Annotated in this window: 19 protein-coding genes; 8 read left to right on the top strand and 11 right to left on the bottom strand. The window is 52.2% G+C overall.

Going from position 1 to position 17,868, the window contains the following annotated elements:
- Window positions 1-53 precede the first annotated feature (53 nt).
- A complete protein-coding gene (locus NDA02_RS05045) occupies window positions 54-1,016 on the bottom strand; it encodes an SPFH domain-containing protein (protein ID WP_190794408.1) in 963 nt (320 codons plus the stop codon).
- A 340-nt stretch (window positions 1,017-1,356) separates the two neighbouring features.
- Window positions 1,357-1,794: an NfeD family protein gene (locus NDA02_RS05040; protein WP_190794409.1), complete on the bottom strand. Its 438-nt coding sequence runs from the start codon at window positions 1,792-1,794 to the stop codon at window positions 1,357-1,359.
- 223 nt (window positions 1,795-2,017) lie between these two features.
- Between NDA02_RS05040 and NDA02_RS05035 the strand changes: the two genes are divergently transcribed.
- Together NDA02_RS05035 and purM are read left to right on the top strand one after the other, a co-directional pair.
- A complete protein-coding gene (locus tag NDA02_RS05035) occupies window positions 2,018-3,982 on the top strand; it encodes a protein phosphatase 2C domain-containing protein (RefSeq protein WP_199296841.1) in 1,965 nt (654 codons plus the stop codon).
- 69 nt (window positions 3,983-4,051) lie between these two features.
- A complete protein-coding gene (gene purM / locus NDA02_RS05030; protein WP_348254494.1) occupies window positions 4,052-5,074 on the top strand; it encodes a phosphoribosylformylglycinamidine cyclo-ligase in 1,023 nt (340 codons plus the stop codon).
- A 220-nt stretch (window positions 5,075-5,294) separates the two neighbouring features.
- Here the strand turns inward: purM and NDA02_RS05025 are convergent, their stop codons facing one another.
- The 5 genes from NDA02_RS05025 to NDA02_RS05005 all read right to left on the bottom strand — a co-directional run bounded on the left by NDA02_RS05025 (window position 5,295) and on the right by NDA02_RS05005 (window position 10,175).
- Window positions 5,295-5,540 carry a hypothetical protein gene (locus tag NDA02_RS05025; RefSeq protein WP_348248851.1) on the bottom strand — a complete coding sequence of 82 codons (246 nt, stop codon included), beginning with the start codon at window positions 5,538-5,540 and terminating at the stop codon, window positions 5,295-5,297.
- A gap of 259 nt (window positions 5,541-5,799) precedes the next feature.
- The gene (locus tag NDA02_RS05020; protein WP_190794412.1) at window positions 5,800-6,762 is read right to left on the bottom strand and encodes a pentapeptide repeat-containing protein; all 963 of its coding nucleotides are present in this window, start codon (window positions 6,760-6,762) and stop codon (window positions 5,800-5,802) included.
- Window positions 6,763-7,391: 629 nt separating this feature from the next.
- A complete protein-coding gene (locus NDA02_RS05015) occupies window positions 7,392-8,612 on the bottom strand; it encodes a lipid-A-disaccharide synthase-related protein (protein WP_190790155.1) in 1,221 nt (406 codons plus the stop codon).
- Between the two features lie 51 nt (window positions 8,613-8,663).
- Window positions 8,664-9,749 (bottom strand): hypothetical protein, encoded by a 1,086-nt coding sequence (locus NDA02_RS05010; RefSeq protein ID WP_190790154.1) that lies wholly within the window; start codon window positions 9,747-9,749, stop codon window positions 8,664-8,666.
- Between the two features lie 129 nt (window positions 9,750-9,878).
- The gene (locus tag NDA02_RS05005; protein WP_190790153.1) at window positions 9,879-10,175 is read right to left on the bottom strand and encodes a hypothetical protein; all 297 of its coding nucleotides are present in this window, start codon (window positions 10,173-10,175) and stop codon (window positions 9,879-9,881) included.
- Between the two features lie 240 nt (window positions 10,176-10,415).
- Here NDA02_RS05005 and NDA02_RS05000 point away from each other — a divergent pair, with 240 nt between their 5' ends.
- From NDA02_RS05000 to NDA02_RS04990, 3 genes are all read left to right on the top strand, one after another.
- Entirely contained in the window at window positions 10,416-11,210 is a 795-nt protein-coding gene (locus tag NDA02_RS05000) for an MlaE family lipid ABC transporter permease subunit (protein ID WP_190790152.1), read from the top strand.
- A 194-nt stretch (window positions 11,211-11,404) separates the two neighbouring features.
- The gene (locus NDA02_RS04995; RefSeq protein ID WP_190790151.1) at window positions 11,405-11,821 is read left to right on the top strand and encodes a DUF3119 family protein; all 417 of its coding nucleotides are present in this window, start codon (window positions 11,405-11,407) and stop codon (window positions 11,819-11,821) included.
- A gap of 49 nt (window positions 11,822-11,870) precedes the next feature.
- A complete protein-coding gene (locus tag NDA02_RS04990) occupies window positions 11,871-12,986 on the top strand; it encodes a DUF3086 domain-containing protein (RefSeq protein ID WP_190790150.1) in 1,116 nt (371 codons plus the stop codon).
- A gap of 8 nt (window positions 12,987-12,994) precedes the next feature.
- Here NDA02_RS04990 and NDA02_RS04985 read toward each other — a convergent pair whose 3' ends face one another.
- The 3 genes from NDA02_RS04985 to NDA02_RS04975 all read right to left on the bottom strand — a co-directional run bounded on the left by NDA02_RS04985 (window position 12,995) and on the right by NDA02_RS04975 (window position 15,603).
- Window positions 12,995-14,704 (bottom strand): glycoside hydrolase family 3 N-terminal domain-containing protein, encoded by a 1,710-nt coding sequence (locus NDA02_RS04985; RefSeq protein WP_348254492.1) that lies wholly within the window; start codon window positions 14,702-14,704, stop codon window positions 12,995-12,997.
- Window positions 14,701-15,216, bottom strand: a complete 516-nt coding sequence (gene rbfA / locus NDA02_RS04980; RefSeq protein ID WP_190790719.1) for a 30S ribosome-binding factor RbfA — start codon at window positions 15,214-15,216, stop codon at window positions 14,701-14,703. The genes NDA02_RS04985 and rbfA overlap by 4 nt, the downstream gene beginning before the upstream one ends.
- Before the next feature lie 183 nt (window positions 15,217-15,399).
- Window positions 15,400-15,603 carry a DUF751 family protein gene (locus NDA02_RS04975; protein WP_190790718.1) on the bottom strand — a complete coding sequence of 68 codons (204 nt, stop codon included), beginning with the start codon at window positions 15,601-15,603 and terminating at the stop codon, window positions 15,400-15,402.
- A gap of 250 nt (window positions 15,604-15,853) precedes the next feature.
- On the opposite strand from NDA02_RS04975, the gene NDA02_RS04970 reads away from it, so the two are divergent.
- Together NDA02_RS04970 and NDA02_RS04965 are read left to right on the top strand one after the other, a co-directional pair.
- Complete coding sequence (locus NDA02_RS04970) at window positions 15,854-16,669, top strand: Dam family site-specific DNA-(adenine-N6)-methyltransferase (protein ID WP_190790717.1); 816 nt, start codon at window positions 15,854-15,856, stop codon at window positions 16,667-16,669.
- A 190-nt stretch (window positions 16,670-16,859) separates the two neighbouring features.
- On the top strand, window positions 16,860-17,117 hold the full coding sequence (locus NDA02_RS04965; RefSeq protein ID WP_190790716.1) for a hypothetical protein: 258 nt from the start codon (window positions 16,860-16,862) through the stop codon (window positions 17,115-17,117).
- Between the two features lie 77 nt (window positions 17,118-17,194).
- Here NDA02_RS04965 and NDA02_RS04960 read toward each other — a convergent pair whose 3' ends face one another.
- Entirely contained in the window at window positions 17,195-17,416 is a 222-nt protein-coding gene (locus tag NDA02_RS04960; RefSeq protein WP_190790715.1) for a hypothetical protein, read from the bottom strand.
- Between the two features lie 125 nt (window positions 17,417-17,541).
- On the opposite strand from NDA02_RS04960, the gene NDA02_RS04955 reads away from it, so the two are divergent.
- A complete protein-coding gene (locus NDA02_RS04955) occupies window positions 17,542-17,670 on the top strand; it encodes a hypothetical protein (RefSeq protein WP_277879052.1) in 129 nt (42 codons plus the stop codon).
- Window positions 17,671-17,868 lie beyond the last annotated feature (198 nt).

Below are 17,868 nucleotides of genomic sequence, written 5' to 3'. Positions count from 1 at the left end.
AAGGGTTGGGGGACTGCAAGGCAGGTTGGAGCGCGGGGATTGCTTCTCTCAGTTCAGCCTTTGCCGTTCGATCGATCGTCTGAAATCATGGCGCGGATGCTTTCCACCGAGGCGGTGATGCTGCGCGGGTCAATAAACATGACTTTGCTGCTGTCGCTGGTTCCGATCGTCTTGCCCATGTCCATGTAGTTCTGCGTCATCAAGAATTGCAGAGCCTCGCGGGCATTGGGGTCAGATTGCAGCGTTTTGCCGATAATTTGCAGGGCTTCAGCCGTTGCCTGGGCTTTGAGGACTTGCTCTTGACGGGCAGCCTGGGCACGCAGAACGGTTGCTTTTTGTTCGGCTTCCGCCCGCAGCAGCAGGGATTTTTGCTGTGCTTCGGCATCCAGGATTTGCGCTTCGGCTTTGCCTTTGGCGGAGTTGACCGACGACTCGCGATCGCCCTCCGAAGTCAGGATTGCTGCCCGTTTGCGACGCTCTGCTGACATTTGCAGTTCCATCGACTCCTGCACCGCCTTCGAGGGAATGATATCGCGCAGTTCCACCCGAGTAACTTTCACGCCCCAGGGATCAGTAGCAATATCTAAATCGCGCAGCAGCAGTTCGTTAATTTCAGAGCGAGCCGTAAAGGTTTCGTCGAGTTCGAGTCTGCCCATCTCCGATCGAATTTGGGTCAGCACCAGATTTACCATCGCCGATTGCAGATTTTCCACCTTATAAAAGGCGCGTTCCATATCGACAATTCGCCAGTAAACTACCGCGTCCACGGTAATCGAAACGTTATCGCGGGTAATGCAAGTTTGGGGCGGAATATCCAGCACTTTTTCCCGAATTGTTTCCTGGTAGGCAATGCGATCGATAAACGGAGCCGTCAAGTTAAATCCGGGAGTCAGTTTGCGGTTATAGCTGCCCAATCGCTCGACCAGAGCTTCATTTCCCTGGTTCACAATTCGCACGGAACCTGCAATGCCTGCGCCGCCCAGTGCCAGTGCGATAAAGGCGAGAAAAGCTTCCATTTTTAATACTCCTTATCCAGATGGATTGAAATTGAATAATTCGAATTGAGGTCAGTCGGAAGATGAGGGGATGGGGAGGGGCAAGTGAAACTTGTTTGCCGTTGCAACCGAGCGAAGCAGTTCTCTCTACGGGGTAATCGCCCTGAGTAACTTCTTAAAAAAGAACTTGCTGCGTAACTTCTGAGGGCAGCGAAGAACCCCTTTTTCCAATCGCCAGGCAACTTTGTTCAAGCTGCAAGGCAACTCCCCTCTAAGAGAATCAAATGTTTATCCCTAAATTCCCAATCGCCCTGCTTCATTCTTCTCAAAAAAGATTCTTAACTCCCATTTCCCCATCTCCTCACAGCCCCGATCGCAGCAAATTCTCAGGCATCACAATCAGCGTCGTACCGCGTCGCTCGACCACATAAACCTTCTGGTTTGCAGGAATGGTTAACCCTTCGTCGTCGCAGCGTGCCTGCCAGGAATTGCCTTCGTAGATGACCCGTCCGGTTTGACCGGGCAGGATAGGGGTGAGGGTTTGAGCCTCGCGGGTGTCCTGGATTAAGTGATGGGTTTTGCGGGGCAGCAGGCGACGAGTCAGCAGCGTTAGCACAACTGAGAGAATCAGCCATAGCCCGACCTGAATTCCCAGACTGGGCACAAATTGAGCCACGATCGCCACCAGGATCGCGCTGATGCCCATTGTTAATTCCACAAACGCAGTCGGCAGGATAAATTCCAGCACACACAGAATTACGCCTGCAATCAGCCACAGCATCGGAAGACTGAGCGACATATCCCCAAAATTCCCTTAGGTAAGGCGATCGTTCAACCCCGCTTCTGACAGAAAGATCAAGAATTATTTCGGAAGAAGCTTGCCAGAGTAGAGATCACACGATATACAAGAACGAATCTATCCTAGCTTGTCCGTTCTTTTGCTGCCCAGTCAGCTTACCCTTAGGGGGGAGTCAGGATTCAGTTTCAGGGTTTCAGTTCGTGTCGCCGTGAGCAGTGCTGTTATGCAGACGATTATGCAGACCATGCAAATTCAGTGTCCAAATCCAGAGTGCCGTCATCCTGCAAAGCTCACCGATCGGCAATGCGAGCAGTGCAATGCGCCAATAGTGCGTCAGTATCTCTGGGCAGTGGGCGCAAACGCAGATCAAATTCCGGTGGGAGCGATCGTGGGCGGTCGATATGCAGTGATCAGTCCCCGAATCTGGCTCGATACTCAGCCTGCTCAGTTGCCGGATGCGTCCTTGAATTTGCCGGATGCGGCTCTGCCCTACCTGCACCTCTATACCGATCGCCTGCATCTGCCCGGGCTGTATGACTTGTATGCTCAGGGTCAAACCGCGCCGCCGATTTTGCTGCTAGAGAATGCGCCAATGACGGCAGATGGCGTACTGCTGCCTACTTTGGCATCTCTCTGGTCGAGTGCAAGTCCGGTGCGTCAGTTGTACTGGCTCTGGCAGTTATTGGATCTGTGGCAGCCGCTCCAGCGCGAGGGCATGACGCGCAGTTTGCTGATGGTGGAAAATTTGCGAGTTGAGGGTTGGCGAGTTCGGCTGAGAGAGCTAATTGCGGATGAGATTGCCCTTGCCGTCACCGAATCCCCGGATATTGAATCCCCGGATTTAGATTCTCCCTTAAACGCTCCAATCCATGCGCCCACTCTGGTAGATTTGGGACAGTTCTGGCAGCCCTGGGCAGACGCGGCACAGCCAGAAATCAGGGAATTCCTACAGGCGCTCTGTCAGCAAATGCAGACCCTGGCCACTCCGGCAGAGCAGCATGAATTTCAGACGATCGCCCATCAGCTCAACACCCTCTTGCTGGAACAGGCGGCGCAACTTCCGCTTAAACTGACGATCGCCGGAGCCACCCATACCGGACCTCAGCGCACCCACAACGAAGATACCTGCTATCCCGATCAGTTTCAGTTGCTCACCAACGATGGACTGATGCCTTATACGGCGATCGTCTGTGACGGGGTAGGCGGACACGAAGGCGGTGAGGTTGCCAGCCAGCTTGCCTTACGATCGCTCAAGTCTCTGCTACGGGCGTTCTTTGCCGAAATTGCCGAACAAACAGAAGTCGTGTCGCCCACGGTGATCGCTCAGCAGCTTATCGAAGTGGTGCGAATCGTGAACAACCAGATTGCTGCCCAAAACGACGTTCAGGGGCGATCGATGCGGCAGCGCATGGGTACAACGCTGGTGATGGCACTGCAAGTTCCGCAAAAGCTTCCCACCGGCAGTAATTCCCATGAGCTTTATATCGTTCATGTGGGGGATAGCCGCGCCTATTGGCTGAATTCGCAGTCCTGTTTGCGGTTGACCACGGATGATGATGTGGCGGTGCGAGAGGTTCGCCTGGGGCGCAGTCTTTATCGAGAAGCACGGCAGCGATCGGATGCAGCAGCCTTGGTTCAGGCGATCGGCACACGCGGCGCAGATACGCTGCAAATTACCGTCCGGCGATTTGTGGTGGAAGAAGACAGCCTGCTGCTGCTGTGTTCCGATGGGCTGAGCGATCATCAGCGAGTTGAGCAATCCTGGAACGCGATTACTCAAGAAGTGATGCGCGGCAAAATGACCCTCGAATCTGCCGTCGAATCCTGGATCACGATCGCTAATGAGCAAAACGGACACGACAATGCCTCGATCGTTTTAATGCACTGTCAGATCAATCCTGCGATTCAGCTCTACGAACCGCGTCCTGCGATCGAGCCTCAGCCTGTCACTTCAGACGCTACACCCGAAACTGACTTAACCGAATCCTCTAGGGCACTGCTCTACGACGAATATGCTGACCCGGCTCCTTCGTCAGAAAAATCTGCTCCCCGTCCCTGGGCGATTGCGATCGGGCTGGTGGCTACCCTGGTGACTGCGGCGGCAATCGGGGTCGGAATCTGGCGCACGGCTGATCCAATCGGATTCCAGCAGACGATCGAGCGGGTCATTCCTACCAATCGGGAATGAGTCACCGATCGCCAGTACAATATCTTCTGCAAGATAGGATCTTCTGCAAGACAGGCGAGCAAGTAAATAATGGACTATCGACAGGCAGGGGTTGACGTAGAAGCAGGGCGGGCATTTGTGCAGCAGATTCGCACAATGGTCGAGCGCACCTTTCGCCCCGAAGTGCTCAGTGGCTTGGGCGGGTTTAGCGGCTTTTTCGAGCTGCCCAGCGGCTATCAGCAGCCCGTCTTAGTCTCTGGAACCGACGGTGTGGGCACAAAGCTTAAACTGGCGCAGCAGGGCGATCGTCACAACACGGTCGGGATCGATCTGGTAGCAATGTGCGTGAACGACGTGCTTACTTCTGGCGCAGAACCGCTGTTTTTCCTCGACTATTTGGCGACCGGAAAGCTGAACGGCGACCAGTTGGCAGAAGTCGTCGCGGGAATCACCGAAGGCTGTCAGCAGGCGGGGTGTGCGCTGTTGGGGGGCGAAACGGCAGAAATGCCAGGGTTTTATCAGCCGGGGGAATATGACCTGGCAGGCTTTTGTGTGGGCATTGTGGAGAAAAGTCGAATTTTGAACGGGTCGCAGGTTCAGGTCGGTGATATCGCGATCGGTCTAGCCAGCCAAGGGGTTCACAGCAACGGCTTCAGTTTGGTGCGAAAAATTATTGAAACGAGCGGACAATCGCTGGTCGATCGCCCCGCCATTCTGCAAGGCAAAACCCTCGGCGAGGAACTGCTGACCCCCACCCAGATATATGTCAAGCCCGTTTTAGCTGCGCTGCGATCGGGTCTGGAGATTCACGGCATGGCGCATATCACGGGTGGCGGGCTGCCGGAAAATTTACCGCGCTGCCTGGGAGCCAATCAGTCGATCCAGGTGAATGCTCAGAGTTGGACGGTTCCGCCGATTTTTGAATGGCTGGCAACGCAGGGGCAGGTCGATCGCCTGGAAATGTTTAACACGTTCAATATGGGAATTGGCTTTGTGGTACTGGTATTGCCCGATCAAGTCGATCGCACTTTGGAGCATTTTCACGCGCAGCAGGTGTCTGCCTGGGCGATCGGCGAAGTGGTTTCTGGAACCGGAGAACTGTTGCTAAAGTAGCATTCTCTCTAATAGCATTCTCTCTAAATTGTTGCTGATTTCTCTGTAATCCTATTAATTTCTCTATCTGCCATAAAATCTGCAACAAAAAGAAGGAAACGGTTTGCAGAACGGTAAGTGAATTCAAGCACAAACCGGGCTATTCCTCGCTCGCCGCGCTGCTTTTACCAAAAATGTAGCCTACTACAGCCGTCAACGTTGCTGTCAAGGTCGATCGCGCTCAGTCCTGCCATTCCTGAGAATATTCCTTGTTAAGGAAAACCGTCACACTAATAATCATTAGTGCCGCCACTAAAAGAACTCCTACCGCGTACAGCAGAAGCTCTTTGATTAAATCAGCCTGTGCCTTGCGCTCTTCTCGTCGCAGGCGCGATCGACGCTCTTCTGGCGTTTCGGACTGAATATCAATTTTGATGTTTGCAGGATTGATCCCTAATTGCCGCAGGTAGTCGTCTGTGGATTCCACCGGAATCTGAGGATGCGCTGCCTGGGGTGGAACACGTAATGGTGACCAATTCCCATAATCGATAGCCGTAACTAATCTAATGATGGAAATCGATTAATGGCGGTCGTTACTCCTACCCACAATGATTTTGTGCTGAGGTTTATCCAGCTATAGCTGAATCTAAGCTCATTATAGGCGCGTTAATTAAACAAAGAGTAAACAATTAATGCACAAAATTTATGTAGAAGTTCCGCTAGAAAGAGTAAAGTTCGCGTTCTGCCTAGCCCAGGAAGGCAAAAGGACTGCCGATCGCGTGGATAGATGCGGTGCGTGCCCCATTTGCCCAGCAGGTGCGCGTCAGAATGGCATTATCGAAGTTTGCGTTGTGCAATCGGGTTCCGGTGAAACTGGCATCGGTGAGATCAGCAGATTGAAAGCTTGTTCCCCACTGAACCGTCAGAGCTGTTACGGCTTGGCGAATCATTGAATGTTGTCCGTCACCCTTCAGAGCACGCCAGCACTGATAGCCTGTCAGCATTAGAACGCAAGGCACAACCGCCACGATCGAGGCAACGATGTGAGTGATAGCAACGGTAGAGGCAAACCCCAGGATAAACACCGCAATAATCAGAGCCGCAGACCCCATCCCGATCGCCGCCCATCCCCCAGTCGCTAGCACCGTTGCCGTCACAGTTGCGGCTAAGACGGTGAGAACGATCGTGATCGCGTTTGCAATCGCAAAGGCAATCGAGAAGGCGATTGGGTTGATCAGAGTTGCGATCAGGGGTCCAGTCGCCGCCACCGAAACCGCCACCGCAAAGGCAATCAGAAACAGACTGAAGCCTGCCTTTAACCCGTGCCGCGTTGAAACAAACGTATAGCCAATCAGCAGCAGCAGCGTTGTCCAACCTGCAATGATTTCTTCAAATCGGGTCGTATGAACACGGATCTCGAGATTGACGATCGTTCCCATAATGCCTGCTCCAATGCCTAGCAGAGCTGCTAGCACCAGCAAACCCAGCGTCAGTAAGATTTTGCCGCGCAACCGTAACCCGATTCTGGCTCCTGCAAAATTGGCGCCCCGCAGCACTGATCGCCGAAAAGTGGTGCCGCGTAAGTTTGCCTGAGTGAAATCTGCGCCCGACAAATCCTGTCCCTGGAACGACAGTCCACTCAGATTGAGCCTGCTAAAGTTGCGTTCGCCCTGCTGATATAGTCTTACAATTTCATCTGCTTCTACCATGTGACTCACCTCATGGATAAACTTGATGCATCCTGACTGGCGCAGGTAGTTCTACCAAATCCTGCCAGCCTTGATTGCTCGCTGCTCAATCGATGCTCAATACTCAATCTCAATTGATCATTACCCTGACTAATGCTTGTCACGTCAGCGATAGTATGCTTTGCCGCTAGCCTCTGGAACGGGTAGATGAGCAAGGAGGTAGGTGCACGACATCGAAGCCTAACATATTGGCAAAGCATGGGTTGCGTTGAACTTCCAGTGAAGCTATTCTCTCAACCGTCTCTTAATAGATTAACAAAGAGATTATCCGTTTCCTAAACACCCTTTTGCTGATGCCGATCGCTGCGAGGCTGATGCAGTTTATGATTTAAGCCGCTCTTCAGGAAAGGCAAAACTCTGGTACAGGATCACTACCCCGTACCTCTCTGTCCTAACCTGAGTTTATCTTGATCTGAATTTGTCTTGACTTGAATTGTCCTAATTTTGTGCCCTCACTGGGAGAAGCAATATCAGGAGCCTTATTGATCATGAAACCTTTTGATCATGAAACCTTTTGACTATAAGTTAAAGCTGTGTAACTATCCCTGAACGTAATGATTTTTAGGGATTGTAGCCAGGACTACTTTCCGCTAAAACGCGTTCAGAAGATGGGCTGCGATTCGCTGAGCTGCTCCACTCGTTCCCATGCGCTGCTGCCCGTTTTGCTGAATCTGATACAGGCGATCGGGGTCATTGAGCAACGCCTTGACCGCAGATGGAACGAGGTGCGGCTGGTTGACCAGCGTAACCGAGCAGCCCAGCAATCGGGTTTGAGCTTCGGCAAAGGCAGGTGTGAACTGGGGTCCCTTTCCGGGCAGCGTAATCACGGGTTTACCCAAGCCTGCAAGCTGTTCAGTTCCCGTTCCTGCCATTGCGATGCCTAAATCTGCCTGATGCAGGCAGTTGTTAAACGCAGGGGTTAGCACCAGCCGCGCATTGGTTTGTCCATAAGATTCATCTGTTTGCTGCCGCCAGCCCTGGACGCGGAGCGTTTGCTGAAACTGGGTCAGATCTAGCCCCGGAGCGATCGCCGCCACAAATAGCAGGGATCGATCGGGCATCATCTTTTGCAGGGCAGTCGCAGACTCCACAATCAGATTCCAGTTGTCATACGCTTCAGGAATCCGTGAGCCGGGCAGCAGGGCAACGGTCATCGGCGGCGGCTCCATCGACGGCTCCATTGACGGCAGAAAGGAATCACCGCTCGGCTCCAGGCCATCCATCATTGGATTGCCCATATCGAAGGCGCGAATCTGCCATTGCTGCAAAAAGTTCGTCGTGATTCGATCGCGGGGAAACACAGCCCGACAGCGCGGACGGCTCATCAGCCATCGTTCCCAGGGCAAGTACACCGACCCCGACCAGCTTTCGAGCTGCTCAAACCACGATCGCCGGGGCAGCAACCCATGTTCATCCCGCAAATAGTATTCAGATTTCGCCGTGCCCACGAAAGCATAGGGCGCACCACTCCACCAGGCAAACAAGAGGGGCACAATGTCTCCTACTGCCAGAATGACGCCGCCCTGTTTTGCCCACGATCGCACGGTCTGAAGTTGAGTGCGGGTGAGCTGTACCAGTCCGCCTCGTAAATCCCTTACGAGCTGCCGCCCATCCATGTAGACAAATCCGCCTGAGGGCATCGGCTTCACGGCTCCCACAATCGGAATGCCCTGCTGCTGGTAGGCTCGTCCTGCTCCGACGATCGGCAGTGCGGCTATTTCGATCGCGGTGCACTGCTGCTGGAGTGCTTGCACAATTCGCAGCGCGATCGTGTCTTCCCCGTGTCCGTTACTAATACAAAGGAGACGCATGGCAAAGAAGGCGCAGGGTTAAAAGAATTTGCTGAATCAGGTGAACCCAGCCTAAAGCTCACTCACCTGGACGGCATCAAATTCGGCAATCAGATCGTCTACAAGCCGCATTACCTCATAAAGAAAAAGGTATTTATCTGAATTGCCATAGCGGTTGCGGTAGATGACCGTTTCCAGGTCGCGCACCCCCGAAGTAAAGCGGTTTTTGACCCAGGAGAGCGTCGCTGCGGGAACTTGTAATTCCGAGTTTCGTACCAGTTTCTCACAAATTGAGATTGCATCAGATTGCCGGATGAGTCTCACAAATCGCATCTGTACGCCCATCCCTGTGGGTAGCTCAACGCTATGATCGGGATGCAAAATGGTTTCTGGCTCCTGAAGCTTTTGTCTCAAAATCTGAAGTACATAAACTTCCTCAGATACATAGGCTCCTGCTCGCGACGGGAGAACTGGCTGTAGGCTATCAGTAAAGCGGCAGTTGAGATCTTGAATGGCTGCTTCGGTGTGAATCAACCGGGAGCTTAGCTCGTTGATAGTCTCGTTTAAGGATTGTTCCGGGAACTGGCTGAGCTGGTGTTTCAGTGCTTCAAGCTCTTCGCCGATCGCCGCTGGCGCAAAATGCTGCGAAAAATAGTTCAAATGTGCCTGAAGCTGGTGCAAATACTGCTCAATGTGCTGCACCCGATCGAGCAACTGCGGCAGTTCATCCAGCCTTTGCTGAAGGGTCTCGTAGTCCGATCGCAAACTGGAGACATCCTGCCGTAAACTGTTGACTTCGCCTGTCTCCAGCGCAATCAGACGATTCTGAGTTTTCGCGTAGGATTCTGCCATTGCCCGCCGCATCCGCATCAAAATTGCTTCCTGACCCGGCACGGTTGGGGCTGCTCCTGCAAGGCGATTAACAAATGCCGTTTGGTCAGCGCAGGCCTGCTCAAGGCGGTTGATCCGAAGCTGACTTTGTGTCCTGGAGACTTCAATCTGGCGACGATGCCGACTGTTTAAACCCACTGCAATCACAAGGGGCAGCATTCCCAGCACTGCCGGAATCACTGCTTGAGTAAATAGCGCAATCAGCAAACAGACCACCGAGATTGCGATTGCCAGGATTTCTACCGACCCTGTCCAGTCCTTTGACACATTCCTCACCCTGATGCAACTTAATACTAGATAGAACCTAAGCCGAAATGCGGGTTCTATCAAGCTAATCAGAAACTTTCTTCTAAGAATAATGCAGCGGAACAGTCAATCGCAGGCGATTTGGGGCTGCTATTCGTAATTCCCGAGGTTCTGATATCGGTATTGGGTGTAAGCATTAAATAGGACACCCACCAGGCTACAAACAGTACCAATCAATACAACACCCTGGACTTGGCTGCCGCTTCCAAAAATACTCAAAAAGTAGGCAATTTGAGCAATTGCGAACTGGCTTAACGACTCCTGCTGGGGCAAGTATGCCCACCCGCGTGCGATCGCAAACAGAACGATTGTAAGAACAACAGGCGCGATAAAGCTAAAGATTGCAGTAAGCACCAAGGAGCGAAAAAGATGAGTGATGTTAGTCATAGCGGCAGAAGGGGTGGCGGACAACGGGAAGGTTCTGCATTCAATGTTCAATTTCTTAAGTTCTAAGATAGTCGCCGATCGCCGATGTTCCGAGCACCTGTCAGAAATCTTAAATGGTTATTAAGAAACGCTGTCCACACAGACATAGGTTATGTTTAAGATGACAATTTTTTACAGTCTGTTTTTTTATAGTCTGTAAGAATTAGCTCGATCGGTGGCTCTGTACAGGAATTAAGAAGATTGACTCAAACGGGACAAACAACAGATCTGGGACGATGGCTCCAACGTCTGCTGGCTGCAACCCTCTTGGGCGGGCAGGTGGTGGTTCATTTGCTGAAAGGCAAAGTCCAGCGGCGTAATACGATCGATCAAATGGTGGCAGTCGGTCCGGCTTCGGTACTGGTCGCGCTGCTGACGGCGGCCTTTGTCGGTATGGTGTTTACGATTCAGGTATCTCGCGAGTTTATTCGCTTTGGGGCAGGGTCGGCGATCGGAGGCGTGTTGGCGATCGCGCTGGCGCGAGAACTGGCTCCGGTACTGACTGCTGTGATTCTGGCGGGTCGGGTGGGGTCTGCCTTTGCGGCTGAAATTGGCGCAATGCAGGTAACAGAGCAAATCGACGCGCTGTATATGCTCAAAACTGACCCGATCGACTATCTGGTGATTCCCAGAGTCGTCGCCTGCTGCCTGATGCTGCCAATCCTCACCATTCTTTCGTTTATGACAGGTCTGATTGGCGGATTGCTGGTTGCTGATACGCTTTACAACATCTCGAACGAAGTTTTTCTCAACTCGGTGCGCGACTTTTTGACCCCATGGGATCTGGTGAGCGGCATGATCAAAGGCGGCGTCTTTGGTTCGCTGATTGCCGTGATTGGCTCAAGCTGGGGACTCACGACTTCGGGCGGCGCAAAGGGGGTAGGGCAATCGACCACAACGGCAGTCGTCACGGCACTGCTCACGATCTTTATTACAAACTTTTTCCTTTCCTGGCTGATGTTTCAGGGTCCGGGTAGCGAGCTGTTTAATCTATAACGGTTTAATTTGTAGCGGTTAATTTACAACGGTTCAATTTGTAAGGTTAATCGGTGGAGTTGCTGAGGCGGTGACAAGCGGTTTTCCTCTGGGGGCATCAGGCTGAGCAGGTAAAACCACATTCAGCGTCGCAGATTAAGCCTGTCCCTTAAAATAGAAAAGGCTTTGTTTAACGTTTGAGGGATGCGATCGCCATGACTACCTCACCCACCGCTTCGACTCCACCTGCTGCCACTGAGACAGTTCAGCTTGAACCCAGCTACGCAATTCCGATCGTGCTGGTGCTGGCGGCGATTCCCCTCTGGTTTGTTAATTCCTGGGTGAGTGGGACGATCGCCCTTTTGGGTTTGTTTCTTCTCATTCAGGCAGCAACATTGCGGCTGCGATTTACGCCCGTCGCCCTGGAGGTGTATCGAGGAGAAAAGATGATTCGCTGCTTTCCCTATCAGGAATGGCAAAACTGGCGCATTTTCTGGGTTAACGTTCCGATTTTGCTGTACTTCAAGGAAGTGAAGAGCATTCACTTTTTGCCTGTGCTGTTTGATGCGAAACTGCTGCGAATTTGCCTGGAGCAACGCTGTCCCCGCATTGATTCAGTGAGCGATCGATAATTTTGTACAGCCTTCAGGCTGTGATTCATTAAACTGCGAATTAAGCATTATGAATTCTGATTCGTCTTTTCCTTCAGACTCAACTGGAAGACCTCCCATTCCTCTCAATCTCGGCTCTAGCAGCGTTCCTCCCAGCGCGGCAGCGTCTTCGGCATCTGCGGCAGAAGTAAACGACTTGGAGCGGCGGGTCGCGGATCTGCGCCAGCAAGAGAAAAAGCTTCAGCAGGAAATTGCATCGCTGCAAACTTCCTATAATGCAATGCTGCAACGGCAAGTCACCGAAGCTCAAACAGCGATCGGGCGACTGGTAAAGGAAAGCTTGGGCGATCTGGAACAGCGCAAACAGGCACTTCAGCTATCGATTGAGCAGCTAGAGCGGCGGCAGGAGCGGATTAAAAATGAGATGAGAACTACCTTTGCCGGAGCGTCGCAGGATTTAGCCATTCGTGTGCAGGGCTTCAAAGATTATCTGGTGGGCAGTTTGCAAGATCTGGCAGCCGCCGCCGAGCAGCTTCAGCTCACGCCGCCGATCGAGGAAATCCAGCAGCGTCCGGTAGCCGCTAAAGCCCCAACCAGTGCCCCAGCAGGCGGACAACCGCCGCAGCCCGAAGCTGCAACGCCTCAGTTCGCCGAGAAGAAGTTTCAGGACGAAACAAAAATCATTCGCAAACTGCTGGATCAGTATCGCACCATGCCCGATTACTATGGTCCTCCCTGGCAGTTGCGCCGCACCTTTGAGCCGATTCACGCCGAGCGAGTGGCAAACTGGTTCTTTACGCAGGGTGGGCGGGGCGCAATTCGATCGATGGGGTCACGCCTGCAAAACATTCTGATTGCCTCAGCCGTGATCTCGATTCTGAACGAGCTATACGGAGAGCGGCTGCGCCCGCTAATTCTGGGCAATTCTCCTGAACGGCTGGGGGAGTGGCGGCGCGGCTTGCAGGACTGTCTCGGCATTTCTCGCGGCGATTTTGGCACAGAGGAAGGCATTGTGCTGTTTGAAGCTCCCGAACCGCTTGTGCAGCGAGCCGATCGGCTGGTGAAGCAAAAGCAACTGCCGCTGATTCTGGTCGATGAGTCCGAAGAAATGATCAGCCTATCGCTGCTGCAGTTTCCGCTGTGGCTTGCCTTTGCACCCGACCCCATGAATCCGGTGATGTATTAAGAGTTCGTTCAGTCGGTGAAGGGTTGATTCTGTTTTTGCTGCCCATTCCCGAACAAGCGGTTGAGGACGATCGTCTGAGCCGCTGGCATTTGTCCGTATGAAAATCCATAGGGCAGATCGGGCGGAAGCTGGGTAGTCAGGGATTCCAGTGCGTAGGGACTGCCATACACCACCAGGGCAAACAAGCCCAACGAAGCAGAATCCTCACGAATTAAGCGGCTCACCAACTCCTGTACGGTCTGAGTCAGTCCTGCACTGCCGCGAAATGGATTACCCCGAATAAAAAGCTGAAGCAGCGTAGGGGGAGGATTGGTCTCAGCCGTCAGCAAGCCGATCGTATTTCGATCGAGCACTTGTAATGAGCAGCCCAACTCGGCAGGAAGGGTGACTGCTGGGGCCGATCGCGCTAGAAAACCACAATTTAAGGCATCATCTACCAGAATCAGATTGCGTGGTGCAAGACGATCGGCAAGGGCTGCGATCAGGCGCTGGCTCAAGAACTGCTCTAGCCTGTCCCCGTTAGAGCGATAGATTTGCGTCGAGTGCTGCAAAATCACATTGGCAGTTTCGATCGCTTCGGGCTGAGCAAGTTGGGTGAGATCGATCGGGGGCGGCGTGTGTCTTTCCCAGTCATGGGTGCTACTGCCCGTAATTGGCATATCGCTGACCTTCTGTTTTGCTTTCCAGATGCGATCGAGCGATGCTTGGATTTGCGTTAGCGGAATTCGTCCGGTTTCAACGGCTTCACAAATCGCGTCGATCGCTCCTTCCGGATCCGCAGGCATTAGCACGATATCTGCCCCTGCTTCGACTGCCATGACTGGGGCTGCGGTTGCCCCATAGCGGTCGAGAATCGCGCCCATAATCAGGGCATCGGTGACAATCAGCCCGTCAAAGTTCATTTGTTGGCGCAGCAGCCCCGTGAGGATTGATCGCGACAGGGTTGCTGGATGGATGGGATCGAGGGCAGGCAGACGAATATGAGCCGTCATTATTGCATCGACTTGAGCCCCGATCGACTGCTGAAACGGCGGCAGTTCAATTTGCTGTAAGCGGGTTAAATCGTGATCGATCACGGGCAGTTCCAGATGGGAATCGATCGCTGTATCGCCATGCCCCGGAAAGTGCTTCGCCGTGGTTAAAATCGAAACCGACTGCGCCCCCTGGAAGAATGCCGCCCCCAGTCGTCCGACCAGCTCTGACGTATCGCCCCACGATCGCACATTAATTACCGGATTCGCTGGATTATTATTTACATCTACCACCGGAGCCAGCACCCAGTTTAAGCCGATCGCCTTTGCTTCCTGAGCAGTGATTTTGCCCATTTGCAAGGCAAGATTGACTGCCAATGCTGCGTCCTCACGGGCAATTTGACCCAATGCCATCGGCGGCGGAAACCAGGTTGCCCCGGCAAAGCGCTGTCCAACCCCTTCTTCAATGTCTGCCGCAATCACTAAAGGAATCTCTGCCCAGTCCTGAAGCTGCTGAGTTCGCAAGCCGATTTCTGCCGCACTGCCGCCCAGCAAAATCACGCCGCCCACGCCCAACTCTTGAATCGATCGCTGTAGCACCGCATGCGGAGCTTCCCATTGAGGATATTCAATCTGATGGTCAAACAAATGCCCAGAAGCGCGAACGACAATCATCTGGGCGATTTGCTGCCGCAGTGATAAAGTTTCCCAGTCGGGCAGAGCCGACAGTAGACCTGTTTTTGTCAAGGCTGGCTGTCCTTGTCTTCGAGTTCGTCTTCGTCGTCGAATTCGCCGTCTTCAAGATCGTCGTCGAGTTCTAGATCCGCGTCGTATTGCGCGTCGAGTTCGTCGTTAAGAGCGACGGCTTGATCATCAACCCCGATCGCCTCCTCATCGTCTGGTTTGCGCTCCTGGCTGAGCTGATTCAGCAGCGACAGCACTTTCGTTCCCCGCTCGATCGAGCGATCTTCGACAAAGATGACTTCAGGGGTGCGTCTTAGGCTCAGCCGTTGTCCCAACTCACTGCGGACATAGCCTGTTGCCGACTTTAGCCCTGCCATTGCTGCGGTTCGCGCTTCGTCCGATCCGTAGATGCTGACAAAGATTTTGGCGTGCTGCAAGTCGCCCGATACATCGACATCTGTAACGCTGACCATGCCGAGCCCGACGCGATCGTCCTTAATTCCGTTAAAGAGTAGCTGGCTGACCTCCCGCTTAATCAGTTCCGACACGCGGGCAACCCGACGACCAGTAGCCATAGTTCTCCTCCCAATAGTTCGCGACAGTCAGTTTTGCCCTGCACGGCTCAGGCTCTGCTCAAGATTAGCGGATGCCAGTTGCGATCGTGATGCCTCTTTGGGCAAATGTATTTTGGCTTCAAGAAATAATCTGCTTTTCCCTGGAGCGGCTCAGGATACTTCAAGACATCAAGCATCAGGACATTAAGCAGGACTCAATCCCAGCATGGCACGTAAAGTCAAGCCAAGAAACGTCAGGGCAGCCAACAGAAAAAGAACTGTTGCCACGGCAGTGACCGGACGCTTAAACAGAGGAACCAGCGGACTGAACATCGTCAGCAGCACGCCCAGCGAAAATGAAATGAGATAGCGGGGATAGCGAGAAACGTTATTTAAAAAGTCTTGCATGGAACAAATAATAATCGGGCAATGGACTTTGTTTATTGTACAAAACAAGGCTGAGGGTTTGATGAATGCAGATAAACTGCGCGATCGAATCTATCCGAAATGATCGATGAAGCGTTTTCGTTCAATTTCTCCCGGATGACTGAATTTCAGGCTTTGCTATACAATTTGAGTAGATCTGTCGTACTGATCCCCTGATTTTGTTTAGACAATTGATTCGATTGACGCGATCGATTAAGGAGCATCAGCATTCGTGAAGACTGCAAACGCCAGTCCAGCATTCCTCAATCCCCCACTCCTGAATCCTCCACTGAAGTGGGCTGGCGGTAAACGATGGCTTGTGCCGATGCTAATGGATTTCTGGCAACCCTATTCGCATCAGCGACTTGTAGAACCGTTTGTGGGAGGGATGGCAGTTGCGCTGGGTTTGCAACCCCGGCAGGCCGTGTTAAATGACCACAATCTGCATTTGATTAACTTTTATCGCTGGCTGCAAAAGGGACTTTGTATTGATATTCCATTAGAAAACAGCGCGGAGTATTACTACGGATGTCGAGAACGGTTTAATCAATTGATTCGAGACGGTCAGGCAAACAGTTCAGAGTCAGCAAAGCTGTTCTACTTCATGAATCGTACGGGATACAACGGCTTGTGCCGCTTCAATAATGGCAATCAGTTTAACGTTCCGTTCGGACGCTACAAAACCATTAACTACATCAGGGATTTCACAAGTTACGCTTCTGTTTTAAGAAGCTGGCAGTTTACCAGCAGCGATTTTTCTGCAATTCCCATTCTTCCAGGCGATTTTATCTATTCTGACCCGCCCTACGACGTAAAATTTACTCGCTACAGTGCTCAGGATTTTAAGTGGCAGGATCAGGTCAGATTAGCCGAATGGTTAGCGGCTCATCCTGGACCTGTAGTTGCCTCCAACCAGGCGACCGATCGCATTCTGAATCTCTATCAAAGCCTCGGTTTTGAAATCATATTCATTAATGCCCCCAGACGCATTTCCTGTACGGGCGATCGATCTCCTGCTAAAGAGGTTTTAGCCTACAAAGGAATCTGAGCGTAACTCTGATAGCAAGGGAAATTAGAAAGGGCAATAACAAGAAAGGGAAATAACGGAGGCAGTGCAGGACGCTACGACTGCTCAAACTCCCTCTAGCTTCTCCCTCTAGCTCCGCTTGAGACAGGGATATAATCGGCTTATTATCAATCGGAAGAATCGATCGCGTTTACCCTCGACAGGATATTGGATGTTCAAGGTTGTTACACCCCGCTACTCTCAGGAATTTGAGCGGTGGACTGATGCTCTCGAAACGGCAACGTCGCTCATGCCTCAGTGCAAAAAATGGACAGAAGATGTCAGAATCTACCTGCTTGGTGAACTGGTCTGGGTCTATAGCCGATCGCACAAATACCCGATGTATATTGGGGCAGGAATATACGATCGCTTGGCTCAGCTTTACCTTCAGGAAACCCTGGAAGCAGAGGCAGCAAAGGAAGAATCCTAGAAACTGTTTTTGCTGCATGTCCTAGATGCCTTTGCGGGATGGGTCTTTGCTAGATGTTTTCGAAGATTCCTGTGTATTTAGTCACACAGCTCATGAATCGCGTCGATCGCTTTTTGAATTAGGGCAACTAGCTCAGCTTCAGAGCCGTCAGAATGGAAAAGCTGCTGTGTTTCTTCGAGCAAAGTCTGTCCGGCAGTGTGCTGTTCCTCAGTGCGTTTCGTAGCGTGTTCCTCATGCAGTTTCTCATGCAATTCTTCAATAAGAGAAGTATCAAACAGGCGGAGAATTTGCTGCACCATGGGCTTAAAGTGGCTCAAGAACCACAAATAAGAACCATACAAATGTACTATAATCCTGCCAGGAATCAAGCTTCTGTACAGAAAAATTTACGCTTCCCTTCCTTCTCTCCCTTACCCCCGCTCCTATGAACCCTAAACTCGATCGTCCCCTCTGGAAAAATCGCTGGCTCAAATTCTCCTACGGTGCGCTGACCGGAATGGCGATCGTCCTCATCCTGGGGATCTTGCTCCTATCCACTTCGCAGAATGTTTAAGCAGTATGAAGCTAGACTTGGACAGCATTCTCCTTCATCTACCTAAAGAAGGCTGAAGCTTAAGCCAGTCCTGCCATTAAAGCAGTTCAGATACCATCTGACTATCAACGGTAATGGGAGGAACTTGACCAGTGATCAACGGCGATCGCATTTTTCAGGGGCAATGGTGAGAGTAGCGCAACTGCGAGTAAACTATAG

This window comes from Leptolyngbya sp. ST-U4, from assembly GCF_039962215.1.
In the GTDB taxonomy this organism is placed as follows: domain Bacteria; phylum Cyanobacteriota; class Cyanobacteriia; order Elainellales; family Elainellaceae; genus Leptolyngbya_A.
Note: the sequence above shows the minus strand (reverse complement) of the source record. Positions and strands in the feature narration are given on the sequence as shown.